This is a genomic window from 'Chrysanthemum coronarium' phytoplasma (genome assembly GCF_000744065.1).
Taxonomy (GTDB): domain Bacteria; phylum Bacillota_I; class Bacilli_A; order Acholeplasmatales; family Acholeplasmataceae; genus Phytoplasma; species Phytoplasma asteris.
Window position 1 is genome coordinate 1 of record NZ_BBIY01000021.1, and the last position, 14113, is coordinate 14113.

Sequence of the window (14113 nt, forward strand, 5' to 3'; positions counted from 1 at the left end):
TTTTGGTTTGTTTGATAAAAGGTAACGCTTCAAAAAAACGATAACTGAAATGAAAAGTAGGTGTTTGACTAAAATTAGTTAAAGCTTGATATTTAGGTTGAAAGTAAGAAACTTCGCGAAAGTTATTTTGATAAAAATGAAATGTTTTATTATATCCGTTTTCAATGGGGATAATGATGGAACCATGAAAAGTATCGTGATAATATGTTTTATTTTGTTGATTGGTTTTATCTTTGATAAAACCATATTCGATTAATTTTGTTGTATCGATATTTTGCTTTTTAAAATAATTTACTAAACGAAAAGATAAAGGTTTATCAGATAATGGGGCATAACCTAGTTGAAATTCTTTGATGGTTTCTAGAGTTAATTTTCTTTTTTGAGTTAAATATTCTAATCCTAGGTGAGATTCATTATTTCGGTTAGTGGTTAATAAATAATGATAATAATCTCTAATTTGGTTAAATAAAGGTGATATTTCTTTAAATAATTGTGTTTTTGTAACGTTAATTTCTTTTTCATCAATTGGGTTGTTGATTTTATTGTGGTGGAATTGATATTTAAAAGGTTTGCAAGAAATATTAGGGGTGGAAGTTTGTTGTTGGATTAAGTTTTTAAATTCTTGAGTTTTCATAAAGTTATTGATTTTTTCAAGAGCGTTATTGAAGGTTTTAATTCCTCTTATTTCCATATAAACATCAATAATATCGTAATCTTTACAACATTTCCAACAATGAATTTTATTATCTGAAGTTAAATGGCAACAAGTAGGATTTTTTCCTTGATGAAGGGGACAAGGGAAACGATATTTGGGGTTGAAGTTTGGTGGTATTATATTTAATTTTTTTAATAACACCGACATGGGGAAATGAGTTTGGATGTGTTTGATTTTATCTTGATAATTCATTGATAAACTCCTTAATAACTTTCTAATGAATAAGGTAAAACATAACCGATTTCTTGGAAGGTTTGCGTGGTCATTTCAAAGTGATAAACTAAGTTTTTTTTCGTACCGCTTCGATTCTTTTTGATACATACTTCGATTATTTTTTGATTTTCATTGTCATTATAGTCTGAATATAGTTCTTCTAAGGTTGAATTATATATATTTATGGGTTTTTCTTTGTCTTTGGATATTTTGGATTGGAATTCTGACATGATTAAAACAATATCAGAGTTAGTTTCAATGCCACCTGATCCTTTTAAAGCGGTGATTTCAGGGGATTTCCCTTGAAAATTACTGTATGTATCTCTGGAAAATTGTGAGAGAATGATAATAACGATATTTAATTCCATGGCTAATTGTTTGAGTTTCGTCATAATTTCGTCAATGGCTAAGCGATCATTTTCTAAGTGATTTGTGGTTTTGGTTATTTGAAGGTGGTCGATAACGATGATTTCTACTTGTTTTTCTAAATGAAGACTATAAACTAAATCGATTACATAATCAATATTTTTGCTTTTATCATAACTAAATGATAAATTTATGTTGGCGAAAAAATGTTTTGCTATTTTCATCCTTTCCGTGTATTTGAGTGGTGTGATATTGGTATCTTCAAAATTTTTATCTAAAATAACATCTAGAGGAATTTGAGTTTGGTGGGCTAATAAACGATTTAAATTTTCTTCTAAGGTCATTTCATAAGAAAATACCAAAATATGAGGATAATGAGATATTTCTTTGTGTTTGGTTTTTGCTATATTTAAAAGAAGATTATAGACAAAAGTTGTTTTACCTAATCCAGTATAGCCACCAATGGTGATGATTTGACCCTTTTTAAAGCCTTTTGTGGCTTGATTTAAACCTCGGAAAGTTTCTGATAGACGGTAATATTCTTCTTGGATTTTTTGTCTTGATTGTTGATCGGTATCAAAAAATTCAGGATGTAAAGAGGCCATTTGGTTTAAAGTAAAGTGTGTTTTATCGTTTTTGTGGGGGATTGAAGAGATAAAATTTCTTAATTTATCAAATATTTCTTGGTAATATAAATTTTTGTGGTAGGGGTCTTGGTTTTCGTATGTGGGGCTAATGATTTTTATTAATTGTTGAAATAGTTTTTCTTGAGTATAGGTATGTTTTAGATTGTCTAAAAAATGAGTATTATTTTGGTTATTAAAATCATCGTTTAAATAATTTAAATAATCTAAAGTAAAATTATCTTGGGGGAAATTAGTTTGTAAATATGTTAATAAATCTTTGATAATAATTGTTTTTGTAGTGAGTTTGTCCCACGGATGAGATGTTTGTTTTTCTAAAAATAAATATTTTAAAGCTGTAAATATTTTTGTGTTGTTGGGGTCAAGTAGGGTTTTGGGGTTGATGATTTGGCAATAAAGGTTTAACTTTTCCCATTTGCCTTGTTCGATATAATTTATTAATTGTTTTAACGCTTTTTGTTCGTTTGTTAACATTTTATATTAACTCCTTTTTTTCTTTTTTAATCATGTTGATGTTAGAAAAAGGGATGAATTTGGTGTTAATTAAGTTTTGTAAGAAATTGTTGGCTGAATTGGAAAATAAGTTAATTACTTGATTAATACCTTGTACTTTTCCTTGATTGATTTTATTGTTTAGTCTTTGAGTTTCTGGTTCGTTGTTGGTTAATAAATAAAATTCAAAACGAGTATCGAGTTTTTTTAATTGTTGCCCTTCTACCATGGCTTGTTTATAGCGATCACGAAGACATGTTTTGAAATTAAACGCCATTATTCGTTTGGTTTCTGTGAATAAAACTAAATCAAATTTTATGTCTGTAATGAAGAATAAATAAGCCTGGGGGTATAAATTGATGATTCCTTTATTTTGAAAATATAATAAAATGAAATATTCATTGATTTTACCACGGATTACTTTTTGACTTTGAGAATTGTGTTGTTTATTATTAAGATATTCGTTTAAAAGGTTATGGGTTTTTATCATATATTCGTTAAATGGTTTGTTGAATAAAGATGGTTGGATTATTTGTTTAGTAATGTTAACACACAAAGATTTTTGATTCAAAATGTTGATATTTTTAAAATGTAAATTAGTCAATTGGTTCATTTAAGTAAATTCCTTTCTAAATAAAAAAAGACTCTTTAATTAGAGTCTTTTTGGGTTTTTAAATTTAATTTTTTTGGTACGCCATTGAATAGTTCCATCTTTTTTAATAGTTTTGATTTTGCCGTTGCTATAATAGATATATAAATTGCCGTTTTGACATTTTTTCTTAATTATTATTGCCATTTTTTATTTCACCTATTTTTTTGATAATGTATTGTTGATTAAAATTAGCATCTTTATCATTCATATTATTTAAGATGATTTTAATTCCTAGGTTTTGTTTTTTCAAAAATTCATAATATCCCTTTTCTACTTGTTGAAAATAAGTTAAGGAACTAGTTTCAATCACATCTAATTGGTGATTTCTTTGGTTTAGTTTTCGTTCCAAACCTAATTGAGGATTAATTTTTAGATAAATAGTGATATCAGGTTTGATGAATTTTTTTCTTAATTTGTTAAAAATTTGGTAATTTTTGTCAATTTTTGAAGGATATATGCGATAGGCGAAATTAGAGCCTAACCATCTATCTACTAAAATGATTTTGTTTGTTTGTAAGTTGGGTTTGATGAGTTCTTCTTGGGTTTGAATCATGTTGGCAAAACTTAAAAAATATCTAGTTAAATTATGCAAAGTATTGTGGGTTAAAAACGTTTCACGTATAGAATTCCCGATTGTAGAACTACCTAAACCTCGAATAACAATTACTTCGTTACCTTGTTTTGTTAATTCTTGTTTAACACTTTTTATTAGACTTGTTTTTCCGCTACCGTCGAGTCCTTCGAAAACGATTAATTTCATTTTATGCTCCTTTTTTTGATTTTTGTTGGATTTTTAAAAGTTAATGATATCACTAATTGTTCCATCGAGATTGTAATATGTTGTTGTGATTGGTTCTTCATCATAATCGTATTCGCTTATTTCTTTAAAAGTTATTCCATCAGGTTGATATTCAATATATTTAAACATGTTACGATACTTTTTATCGTATTCATATGCATAGTCAATAGTTTTTCCATCAAGTTGATACACAGTTTTTTTAATAATATTGCTAGTAGCTTTGTCGTATTCATCTATGTAATGAATAGTTTTACCATCAAGTTGATAAAAAATGTCTTTAATAGATGTACCAGTATCTTTATCGTATTCTTGAATAACTTTATATCCGTAATTGTCAATAAATTCTTTTTTGATTGTTTTCATTGTTTTCTCCTTTTAATCTTAATTTGGGCATAAAAAAAAGACTCTCGTGATGAGAGTCTTGGTTAAGATTTATTTTGTTTAATTTTCTTAAATTGTTGCTATACTAAAAATCAATATTAAGCAAACACCTGTAAAAAATAAAATCAATTATTTTATCTATATAATGAGAGAAATAAAATGTACAAAATAAGTGCAAAAATAAAGAAGAAATATGTGATGACAAAATATAAAAAATAATACAAAATGACAAAGATTTAAAAAAACAAAGATAATATTTTTATTAATAATTTCATATTTTTTTCCTTTCAAGAAAATTGGATATAAAAAAAGACCTCCAAATTGAAGGTCTTAGTTGTATTTTATTTTACTGATTTTTTTAAATCAAAATATTGGCCTTTAAATCGTTTTAAAAATATAGTTTGATATATTTAAAATAATTATTTTAAACGTCTTTAAGGGGCAAAATAATGTGTTTAATGGGCATTAGGGTTTTTATTAATTGTGTTTTTAAATGCTTCTTGATCTTGATTTAGTTTTTTCTTCTGGTGATTTAATATTAAATTTCTTAGTATAAAGGGTGAGGTATTGTTTGACTGGGTTGAAGTGGAGGTAGTAGGTTTTACATATAACATGATTATCTTCATCTTTTTTGTTTGTAGGACAATTAACTTCATCCATGAAAAAGTCTTTATCTTCTTCTAGGAGATATTTGGGGCCTTTGTAGTTGAGTTCTATGTAGTGATTTGATGGAGATACTATCATTTGGTCATTAAATTGTGAATCTTTGTATTTGAGGTTTGTGTGGAAATAAGTGAAATCTTCTCCTGGGTCATATTCGAAACTTAAGATATGCCATTCATTGAATGGGTTTTTGCAGAATGTGGCGAGGTCCGTTGGTTCGTATTCGGGGTATTGTCCGTTTCCTAAGCCAGCGAGTCCGTAGAAGATGTACTTTCTTTTAATCATCGGTGTTCCTTCGATTTTAGTTTTAGAACCATCGGAGCCAACCATTTCAAGATGAGTTATTTCACTTGCTTTTAGTGTTTGTATTACTTCTTTGTTTTTTTCGCTATAATCAATTCTATATGAATCGTGATAACTTTCACTTTCTCTTTGTTTTTTTTACTTTCAAACCATTCATCATGTGTTTCTATTTGGGGGGGGTTAATTGTATGTTGATCACTTTGGTTGTTTGTTTTGACTTTCATATACCAAATAAAAGCAATTATTCCAATTACCAACGTACTCAAAAATAATTTAATATAATAAAAAAATATTGTTGATTTTAAATTGATTTTTGTAATTCTCTTTTTGTTTTGGTGATTTTGATAAAAATAAATACACAAAGGGATTGTAACAATAAAAAGAAGAAATAAAAATCCTATAATGATTAATTTATAAAATAATTCCATATTAAAAATACTTCCTTTTTTTAATTTAACTCATTATCATTTTAACATAAACAGAACAATAATGCAAAAATATGCATTATTGTTACCACCAACGTTTTAGAGCTTTCCATGCATCTATTACTTCGTTAACAACCAAACCAGTAGCTGCACCTACAACCATGCCTGCGGGTCCACCTAAGGCGCCTATCATGGTAGTTGTTTTTGTAATGTCTGATTTAGTTTTCCATTCTTTGTTTTGGGTTTTTAATTGAGTTTCATTGGTTATTAATTGTTGGTGTTTGGCTGCTAAATCAACGATTTGTTTGTCTAATTGTTCTTTCATTGTTGTGTGGGCTTCTTTTGCTAATGCTAATTCATTGTTTAATTTATCAATTTGATGTTGTAATTCTTTGTTGTTTTCACTTAATCCACTATTGGCTGATTCTAACCCTTTAATTGTTCCTTCTAATTGTAAAATCTTTTTACCTTGTTCGGCGAAAAGATTTATTTGTTGTTCTAATTGAATTGTTAATCTTTGTATTTCTTGCGATTGTTGTTGAATAGTTTGTTGTAGTTGATTTATTTCTTCATCTTTTTGTTTGATGATTGTTTGTAATTGTGCCTCATTAGTTTCTAAGTTATTAATTTTACTAGTTAGCTCTTTGATTTTAGATTGTTTTTCATTTAGTTGTTTAATTAATGCATCATCAACGTTACCGTTTTTAACTAATTCATCTTGTATCTCTTGCATTTCTTTTTCTAGTTGTTTGTTTTCGGTTTTAGTTGCATCAAGTTCTTGTTTGATTTCGTTTAAATCATTAGTATATTTTTCTTTTAAATTTTTATTTTCAGTTTTTAAAGTGTCAATTTCACTTCTGAATCTTTGTTCGTTGATTTCTAGTTGTTTCATTTCATCTTTTAAACTGTTAATACGAGATTCTTTTTTATTTAATTCCTGTTGTAAAGTATCATCGGGTTGTTGGTTGTTAATTAAATTATTATATTCTTTTTGTTCTTGTTCGTATTCTTGTTTTTTATTACCTAATTTTCCCGTAATTGCATTCAAATCGGCTGTTTTTTGTTGCAATTTGGCCTGATAATTATTAAGCTCTTTTGGTGGGGGAGTAGTACTTACATTATGATCAAATTCAATTTTCCAACTTAATTGATTTGATAAAACATTAAAAATTTTAACTTTTGCCGATGGATCTTCAAAAAATATGCAATCGCTGAAAAATCGAGGTTGGGCATAATAAAATTGGACCCCATTAATGAATACGGGATCGCTGGATATTATATGTGTGTTTTGTTTTGTGAGGCGGTCATTCTGTTTTGCTTCCTCCATGTTGTTGACTGATAATTCTGGGGTAATGGTAACTTTGAAAGGGACAGGAGAATAGTAACGCCTATTGTTTAAAATGGCTTTTGATTTGTAATCGCCTACTCTTACTACCCTTGATTCATTAGCTTTAATTCCTGTTTTTGCCCATTCATCATAAGGTAAAGTTAAATTACTTAATTCCTGACGTAAAGAGGTTTCTTTTCCAGAAAGATTGCCTATTTCTTGATTAATAGTATTTATTTGTCCTTGTTTAGTTTTTAATTTCTCTCGCAATTCTTTTGCATTTTCATTATTTTTTATAATTTGTTCTTTTAGTTTTTGGGTTTCATTTTCAAGTTCAGAAACGGTTTTTTTGTAATTTGTAATTTGTTTTTGGATTTCTTCCAAAGTTTTTACATGTTGTTCTCTTAAGTTTGTGGTTTCTTCTTGTTTTTGGGTTAATTGTTGTTTTAGTTTATCTTCATTTTGTTTTAATTGTTTTATTTCTTCTTCTTTAAGTAATAATTGAGCTTGATAATTGATTTGACTTTTTTCAATGTTGCTTCTTAAATTATTAATTTCAACATTTAATTGTTTGATTTCGTTTGTTGATAAGTTTTTTTGGTCTATTAATTTTTGTTCTTTGTTTTCTAATTCTGTTTGTTTTTGTTCAATTTCAATTTTTAATTGATTTACATCTTTAATATTTGAAGCCAATTGCTTTTCTAAAGTTGTTATTTTTTCTTTTGATAAAATCAACTCGTTGTCTTTTTTTACTATTAATTCATTCTGGTTTGTAATATTATTTTTTATTACTTCGATTTCTGATTGTAATTTATTTTTTTCTTCATCAGATAAATCTTTAGTTTGTTGGAGTGTTGTTTCTTTAGATTTAAGTTGGGATTGTAATTCAATTATTTTTCCTTCAAGGGATAATTTTTCTAGTTGTTGAGCTTGAAGGTTAATGTTTAAATATCCCTTTTCGGTTTCTAAAATCTTTTGTTTTTCTCTTTCTTGTTGAATTATTTCTTCTATTTGTTTTTGAAGTTCAGGATTGAATAAACTTTTTGTAGTTTTTTCTTTTTGTTTTTGGATTGGTTGTTGAGGGGTTTGTTTAGAATCCCTTAATTCAGTTGTTTTTTTTTAATTCTTTGGTTTTTTCTATTCTTTCGTTAATTTTTTGTTCAATTTCTTTTGGTGTTTTTCCTTCTTGAGAAAGTTTTGTTGCATATTCTGTTAGCTCTTTTTTTAGTTTTGTCTCTTCTGCTGCTTTGATAGCATCTAAATCATAAACTTCTACTAAATTTGGGGGTGGTGTTTCACCTTTGGGGGTTGGTTCGTTAAAATACCAAATTATTCCTGCATAAATAGCTGTTGCAATTAGTATTGTTCCACCTACGTAAGGTCCTATAACTGGAATTCCAAGACAAGATAAGCCAAAAATGAGGCCAGTTGCAATAATAATACTATTAAATATGTAAGGAATTAGTTTTAAAGGGAATCCTAGCCATTCTAAAAAATTCTTACCGCGTTCATTTATATAATAAGCCAAATCTTTGATTTTATCCCAAAAAGTTTTAGCCATTGGTCCAATTTTGGCTGCTAATTCGGGGAAGAATTTAGAAATTATTAACCATATTGCCCCCCCAATTAGTGTGATTAGTAATAAAATAAGGATTGGTTTTGTTATTTTTTTGATTATTTTTACAAACCAATTATCTTGCTTTTGTTGGGTTTCAACAATTATTTTTGTGAGTTTTGGATTGTTTTTGGTAATTTGTTTTGAAGGTTTTTTGATTATAGGTGATTTTGTAATTGTTTTTCTTTGAGGTTGATTTATTTTTAATTTTTTTATAGGTATTTTGGTTGTTTTTTGAGTTGGGGGTTGTTTAATAAAAGTTTTTGTTTTGGTTTTTTTTACATTGGGTTTATTTGTCGTTTTTAGGTGGGATTTTTTGGTGATAATTATTTTTTTAGCCATATGATTTTACTCGCTTTCTAATTTTTATTTATTTATATTTTCTTTAGTGTTAAATTTCTTAGTATAAAGGGTGAGGTATTGTTTGACTGGGTTGAAGTGGAGGTAGTAGGTTTTACATATAACATGATTATCTTCATCTTTTTTGTTTGTAGGACAATTAACTTCATCCATGAAAAAGTCTTTATCTTCTTCTAGGAGATATTTGGGGCCTTTGTAGTTGAGTTCTATGTAGTGATTTGATGGAGATACTATCATTTGGTCATTAAATTGTGAATCTTTGTATTTGAGGTTTGTGTGGAAATAAGTGAAATCTTCTCCTGGGTCATATTCGAAACTTAAGATATGCCATTCATTGAATGGGTTTTTGCAGAATGTGGCGAGGTCCGTTGGTTCGTATTCGGGGTATTGTCCGTTTCCTAAGCCAGCGAGCCCGTAGAAGATGTACTTTCTGTTTACTTGAGTATTGTCTTTAGAGGGAGTTAAGTATTTTAATAATCCTTGCTTCCATTCTACATATTGGTCTTCGCACTCTTTTCTTCTAGTTTTTTTTTCAGTGTCAGAAATTTTAACGTTTTGGAAAGTATTAATAGCTTCATCTAGGTCTGAAGGCAACATAACTTCGTGGGTTTGAGGGTTTTTACGTTTATATTTTTTAGATTTAAGAAGAGAAAGATTAATTATTTTGTCTTTTAAATCTCTGGTAGAATAGTTTTTACCTTTACATTTGTTAGCAATTTCTTTTAAATGAATATAAGCGTGATAACTAATTTTATAATCAGCTACCAAAAATTGTAAAAAACCTTCAATTTCATCATCTTTTAATAAATCAATTTTAATTTCTTTGCTAAATCTACTTCTTAATGCTTTATCGATTTTGTCTAAATAATTGGTAGCTCCAATTAAGACAATTTTTTTATCGCTAATTTCAAAACCATCTAATTTATCTAATAAAGTATTGATAACATTGACTCCTCCTGAAGAAATATTGGAATCATCACGATTTTCTAATCCTTCGATTTCGTCAATAAAGATAATAGCTTTATCATATAATTCTGCTTCTTGCCAAACTTTTTCAACTGCTTTTTCACCTTCACCAACGTATTTTTGTCGGAATTTGGAAGGAATTAAATTAATAAAGTGAACATTAGCTTCGCCACAAAGCGCTTTCATTAAATGTGTTTTTCCTGTTCCTGGTGGGCCATAAAGTAAATATCCTCTAGGAGTTACTTTATCAAAATTAACCAAATCAAGATCATCATCTTGAAAATATTCAATCAAATCTTCTAACTCTTCTTTTTCTCTTTCCATTCCGTAAACATCAGAAAACATAACTTTCTGTTTTGGGGGTTGATAAGAAATATTGTTTTTTATAGCTTGAATATAATCTTGCAATTGTTTAATTTGTTTGTCAAAATGGATTAATTGACCATCTAAGAACAAATCATAACTTTTTAATTTTTGAAATTCGTCAGTATTATCTTTGTTTTGAATCATTAAGTCTTTAATGATATTCTTATTGGCGTAATTCAAAGACATCGCTTTTTGTAAAGTCTGAATTTTTTTAATAATAAATAAATTATTACTAGTTTTATTAATTTGAGAAGTGGTTGTTTTAATTTGTTCTTGGGATTTTGATTTTGTAGTTAATAATTGTTTTTTTTGTTCTATTAATTCCAAAGTTTGTTTATGAATTGGTTCTTTTTTGTCATTAATTTCTTGTATTTTTTCGTTTAAAGAAATAATTTCTTGTTGTAATTGGGGCGTTTCTTCTTCTTTTAAGTCTTTATTTTGGAGGTTGTTTTCTTTATCTTCTTTGGTGGTTATTAAGTTTTTAAGTTCAACATTAAAATCACTTATTAAATCTAAATTTAATTTAATTTGTTGGGTTAATTGTTCTATTTGTTGATTTCTTTGGTTATTTTCATTAATTTGAGCTTCGTTAGTTTTTTTTAATTCTTCGAGATATTTTGATATTTCTTCAAAAGATTGGTTTTGTTCGGTTGGTGGATGGTTATTTTGAAATAAATTATTATTGTTATATTTTTTTAGAAAAAATCCATAAATCCATAAACCTAAAATGGCCAAACCAAATACAACTAACAAATTTAAATAAATTTGTTTTAATTTCATATTAGTTCCTTTCTTTTATCTTTTTTTATTCAGACATCATAATATAAAGTACGATTTTGTCCAGAACGTTTTTCATATAAATCAATTTTTTTCAAAGATTTAATATGACTATTCGACCACAACATTCCTTCTTGAATATAATTATAAAAAGGAAATTTTAACACAAAATCATAATTATGAATATAAAAGGGTTCTTCAATTTTTTGATTAATCGGGTAAACAGCTACAATTTTATCTTTTTGAATATCTTTAATAATGATTTTATCTATTGCTAAATAACTAGGACCACCATAATTAGTTCCTTTATCATATATTATTTCTAAATGATAATTTTCAGGAGTAAAAGTAGTTGATTCTGGTATATAAGGTCTGTTATTACTCCAAAAAAAATACAAAGAAGAAGCGCCGTTACCCATTTGAGTTAAAGTATCTAAATTATAAAGATTATTTTTTCCATCTCTAGTTCCGCCATCAAAATAAGCTAATAAAAAATCTTTAGGAGGAGGTTCTTTAATGCGGTATTGAAATTCAATTTCATTATTTAAAGAATTATTATTGTAAAGAGCATAACTAAAATTACTTTTAAAATTTTTATTAGGAAAATGATAATGAAGCCATCCTAAGGCGTCTTTGATATTGCTGTTTTCCCCTAAATGAACATTATAACATTTCATATTATCTATTTCTTTTTCTTTTATGGGGATTATTTTATCATAAAAATAATTATCTATTTCTTTAGATGAGGGTTTAAAAGAAGAATTAACATTTTTTAATTCTTTATTTTTATTTAAAGATTGTTCAACAGACAAAAAACATTGTTTTTGTCTGTTGAATTAACAGGTTGGATAAAGTCATATTTTGGAGGTTTATAAATAATATTTGCAAATCCAAATCCGATAAAAGCACAAAGAAAACAAATAAATATTTTTTCAATAAGTGTTAATGTAATCATTTATTTTATTGGTTTTCTAAATTAGTTATTTGTTTTTCGGTATTTTCTTTATATTTAATTAAATATTGTTTTAATTCAGAAGAAATTTGAGGGTCTTGTAATTCTTGTTCAATGACATTCTTTTTTGTTTTTAAATTAATGAGATTTACTTTTTTAGTTATTTGTTCATTAATGTTTTTTATATTGTTTTGGGTTTGGGCTTTTTGGTTTTCTAAAGCAGTTTTAGTTGTACTAATTAAATCAGGTTGAACTAATTTTTGGTCTAATTGTGTAATATTAACAATATTTAATTCTTTATCTTTTAATAAATTTTGATATTTAATAATTTCTTTTTCTTTAAGTAATTTTGTTTCTGTAAGTAAATGTTTTTCTTCTAATTGATTTGTTGTTTTGATTTTATTATCAATTTCTAAAATTTCTTCTTCAGATTTTTTTAAGAATTTTTTTAAGAATAAATCAATTTGTAATTCTTTTTTTGTTGGGTTTTTAATTTGACGATTTGTTCTATTACTTGTTTTTCTTGTGGAGACAAACTAGGCTCTTTTAATTCTTCATTTTTAATAGTTATTTCTTCATTTAATTGTTTGATTTTGTCATTATAATCATCAAAACAATCATTATTATTGGTTTGAAATATAGTGTTTTTGTTGACAATAATTTCATAAACAGGTTGTTTGGAATGATTGAAAAAATAATAACCAATTCCTCCTGTAATTGCAATTATCATTGTTAAAAGTAAAAAGAGATTGAAAAAATATCTTTTAGTTCGGATAGTTTTTTTATTAATAATTTTTTTTGGGGTTATTTTAATTTTCATTTGAGTTAATTTTCCTTTCTTTTTTTAATTATTTTCTTGATTTATTAAGGTTTCTAATGGGGTATTTTCTTTATATTCTTGCTTGATTGGGACTTTTTTATCGATATCCTTCTTTAAATCTTTTATATTTTTTTGATTATTTGATTTTGGCGCTTCATTTTCTTTTGTTTTTCTTTTAATTGGGTAAGTATCGTTAGGATTTAATAATTGAAGGAAACTGAAAAAGAGATATTTAAATACAAAGCATAAACCAGTAACAAACAATGCCCCAGATACAAAACCAATAGTGAAATTTGAATCAGTCATTTTGATTTTCCTTTCCGATTGGTGTGTGTGTTTTTTGAGATTTTAACAATCTTTTTCTTTCTTTTTTAGATTGCCAAATAGCTACTTTATGTTTTTGTTGTTCTATTTGGGATAATAATTTTTCTTGCACAGTTTTAATTTGTTCTAGTTTTTGAAGTAATAATTGTTCTTGGTGTTCTTGTTTAGTGTTTTTTATTTCTAAAGTTTGAAGTTTTTTATTAGGAAAAAATATGTTTAGAATAGTTTCTTTAATGAAAACAATTGTATTTTTAATTAATTTAAAAATAGGTTTAAAACCAGTAATGATTAATATTGTAAATAGAGTTGTTTGGATTCCATCCAATCTTCTTTCCATGATTTCAGTAGTGGTAAATCCTTTAGTGTAATTTAATATAAAATTGCTAATTATTGTAAATATTGAAAAAATCAACATTATTTCCTACTTTCTTAATAATTTTTATAAAATTTATTCATTTGTTTTTAGATAATTTCTTTTTATTTTTAAAAGTTTTGTTGGAATGATGTAAATTTAGCCATTTACCTTTGGAGGTTTTGGTAGTTAAACGGTCTTTAAAGTAAGTTCCTCGGTATGCTTCGGTCATTGCATCACTCATATTATTTCTCCTTTTATTTTAATTGAAGTTTTTTGACTTCATCTTTGATTGGTTTTGACATTTTAAAACTAACAACCGTTTTTGTGGGTATTTTTAAGTTTTTACCAGTTCTTTTTCCTGTTTTTTTGCCTGTTTGTTTATTGATGATGAATTTAGTTTCGGGGGTTGTGTGGGCTTTTCTAGTTTTTAAGATGAATTTGCCAATTTTAGAGGATAAAACCACTTCTTCATTTGATGTGATTGCTTTAATTAGAGCATTTTCAAATGAGTTGTAAAACTCTTCGGTTTGGGTTATTGAGGTTTTATTTACCTCAGCTATTGATTTAATTAATTCTTTTTTATTCATATTTTTTCTCC

The 14113-nt window shown here is 26.7% G+C and carries 17 protein-coding genes; all 17 read right to left on the bottom strand.

Annotated elements, in window-relative coordinates; genetic code table 11:
• A partial coding sequence (locus OYV_RS01150) for a hypothetical protein (RefSeq protein ID WP_042067844.1) occupies positions 1-907 on the bottom strand: 907 nt, incomplete at its 3' end.
• An 11-nt stretch (positions 908-918) separates the two neighbouring features.
• Positions 919-2412, bottom strand: coding sequence for a replicative DNA helicase (locus OYV_RS01155; RefSeq protein ID WP_042067845.1), 1494 nt, complete (start codon positions 2410-2412; stop codon positions 919-921).
• A 1-nt stretch (position 2413) separates the two neighbouring features.
• Positions 2414-3043, bottom strand: coding sequence for a hypothetical protein (locus OYV_RS01160; RefSeq protein ID WP_042067847.1), 630 nt, complete (start codon positions 3041-3043; stop codon positions 2414-2416).
• A 39-nt stretch (positions 3044-3082) separates the two neighbouring features.
• Positions 3083-3226, bottom strand: a complete 144-nt coding sequence (locus OYV_RS04950) for a hypothetical protein (protein ID WP_172642336.1) — start codon at positions 3224-3226, stop codon at positions 3083-3085.
• Entirely contained in the window at positions 3210-3842 is a 633-nt protein-coding gene (gene tmk, locus OYV_RS01165) for a dTMP kinase (protein ID WP_042067849.1), read from the bottom strand. Before tmk ends, OYV_RS04950 begins: the two co-directional genes overlap by 17 nt.
• 33 nt (positions 3843-3875) lie before the next feature.
• Positions 3876-4244, bottom strand: coding sequence for a DUF2963 domain-containing protein (locus tag OYV_RS01170; protein WP_042067851.1), 369 nt, complete (start codon positions 4242-4244; stop codon positions 3876-3878).
• Between the two features lie 507 nt (positions 4245-4751).
• A complete protein-coding gene (locus tag OYV_RS01175; RefSeq protein WP_201769205.1) occupies positions 4752-5255 on the bottom strand; it encodes a hypothetical protein in 504 nt (167 codons plus the stop codon).
• Between the two features lie 38 nt (positions 5256-5293).
• Positions 5294-5656 carry a hypothetical protein gene (locus tag OYV_RS01180; protein ID WP_042067854.1) on the bottom strand — a complete coding sequence of 121 codons (363 nt, stop codon included), beginning with the start codon at positions 5654-5656 and terminating at the stop codon, positions 5294-5296.
• Between the two features lie 82 nt (positions 5657-5738).
• Positions 5739-7715, bottom strand: a complete 1977-nt coding sequence (locus tag OYV_RS01185) for a hypothetical protein (RefSeq protein WP_236620251.1) — start codon at positions 7713-7715, stop codon at positions 5739-5741.
• Positions 7716-8085: 370 nt separating this feature from the next.
• The gene (locus OYV_RS01190; RefSeq protein ID WP_042067858.1) at positions 8086-8937 is read right to left on the bottom strand and encodes a hypothetical protein; all 852 of its coding nucleotides are present in this window, start codon (positions 8935-8937) and stop codon (positions 8086-8088) included.
• A gap of 24 nt (positions 8938-8961) precedes the next feature.
• Positions 8962-11067 carry an AAA family ATPase gene (locus OYV_RS01195; RefSeq protein ID WP_042067860.1) on the bottom strand — a complete coding sequence of 702 codons (2106 nt, stop codon included), beginning with the start codon at positions 11065-11067 and terminating at the stop codon, positions 8962-8964.
• A 29-nt stretch (positions 11068-11096) separates the two neighbouring features.
• The gene (locus OYV_RS01200) at positions 11097-11876 is read right to left on the bottom strand and encodes a hypothetical protein (protein ID WP_152550822.1); all 780 of its coding nucleotides are present in this window, start codon (positions 11874-11876) and stop codon (positions 11097-11099) included.
• Between the two features lie 588 nt (positions 11877-12464).
• Positions 12465-12836: a hypothetical protein gene (locus OYV_RS05270; protein WP_236620252.1), complete on the bottom strand. Its 372-nt coding sequence runs from the start codon at positions 12834-12836 to the stop codon at positions 12465-12467.
• Between the two features lie 24 nt (positions 12837-12860).
• Entirely contained in the window at positions 12861-13142 is a 282-nt protein-coding gene (locus OYV_RS01210) for a hypothetical protein (protein ID WP_042067862.1), read from the bottom strand.
• Positions 13135-13575 (bottom strand): hypothetical protein, encoded by a 441-nt coding sequence (locus tag OYV_RS01215; RefSeq protein ID WP_042067864.1) that lies wholly within the window; start codon positions 13573-13575, stop codon positions 13135-13137. The genes OYV_RS01210 and OYV_RS01215 overlap by 8 nt, the downstream gene beginning before the upstream one ends.
• A 37-nt stretch (positions 13576-13612) precedes the next feature.
• A complete protein-coding gene (locus OYV_RS04955) occupies positions 13613-13756 on the bottom strand; it encodes a hypothetical protein (RefSeq protein WP_172642337.1) in 144 nt (47 codons plus the stop codon).
• Between the two features lie 13 nt (positions 13757-13769).
• Positions 13770-14102 carry an HU family DNA-binding protein gene (locus OYV_RS01220; protein ID WP_042067866.1) on the bottom strand — a complete coding sequence of 111 codons (333 nt, stop codon included), beginning with the start codon at positions 14100-14102 and terminating at the stop codon, positions 13770-13772.
• Between the last annotated feature and the right edge of the window lie 11 nt (positions 14103-14113).

What these genes read in the sequence shown, in the direction of transcription:
- OYV_RS01155 (WP_042067845.1), bottom strand. Translation starts at nt 2,412, where the DNA reads ATGTTAACAAACGAACAAAAAGCGTTAAAACAATTAATAAATTATATC.
- OYV_RS01160 (WP_042067847.1), bottom strand. Translation starts at nt 3,043, where the DNA reads ATGAACCAATTGACTAATTTACATTTTAAAAATATCAACATTTTGAAT.
- OYV_RS04950 (WP_172642336.1), bottom strand. Translation starts at nt 3,226, where the DNA reads ATGGCAATAATAATTAAGAAAAAATGTCAAAACGGCAATTTATATATC.
- tmk (WP_042067849.1), bottom strand. Translation starts at nt 3,842, where the DNA reads ATGAAATTAATCGTTTTCGAAGGACTCGACGGTAGCGGAAAAACAAGT.
- OYV_RS01170 (WP_042067851.1), bottom strand. Translation starts at nt 4,244, where the DNA reads ATGAAAACAATCAAAAAAGAATTTATTGACAATTACGGATATAAAGTT.
- OYV_RS01175 (WP_201769205.1), bottom strand. Translation starts at nt 5,255, where the DNA reads ATGGTTGGCTCCGATGGTTCTAAAACTAAAATCGAAGGAACACCGATG.
- OYV_RS01180 (WP_042067854.1), bottom strand. Translation starts at nt 5,656, where the DNA reads ATGGAATTATTTTATAAATTAATCATTATAGGATTTTTATTTCTTCTT.
- OYV_RS01190 (WP_042067858.1), bottom strand. Translation starts at nt 8,937, where the DNA reads ATGGCTAAAAAAATAATTATCACCAAAAAATCCCACCTAAAAACGACA.
- OYV_RS01195 (WP_042067860.1), bottom strand. Translation starts at nt 11,067, where the DNA reads ATGAAATTAAAACAAATTTATTTAAATTTGTTAGTTGTATTTGGTTTG.
- OYV_RS05270 (WP_236620252.1), bottom strand. Translation starts at nt 12,836, where the DNA reads ATGAAAATTAAAATAACCCCAAAAAAAATTATTAATAAAAAAACTATC.
- OYV_RS01210 (WP_042067862.1), bottom strand. Translation starts at nt 13,142, where the DNA reads ATGACTGATTCAAATTTCACTATTGGTTTTGTATCTGGGGCATTGTTT.
- OYV_RS01215 (WP_042067864.1), bottom strand. Translation starts at nt 13,575, where the DNA reads ATGTTGATTTTTTCAATATTTACAATAATTAGCAATTTTATATTAAAT.
- OYV_RS04955 (WP_172642337.1), bottom strand. Translation starts at nt 13,756, where the DNA reads ATGAGTGATGCAATGACCGAAGCATACCGAGGAACTTACTTTAAAGAC.
- OYV_RS01220 (WP_042067866.1), bottom strand. Translation starts at nt 14,102, where the DNA reads ATGAATAAAAAAGAATTAATTAAATCAATAGCTGAGGTAAATAAAACC.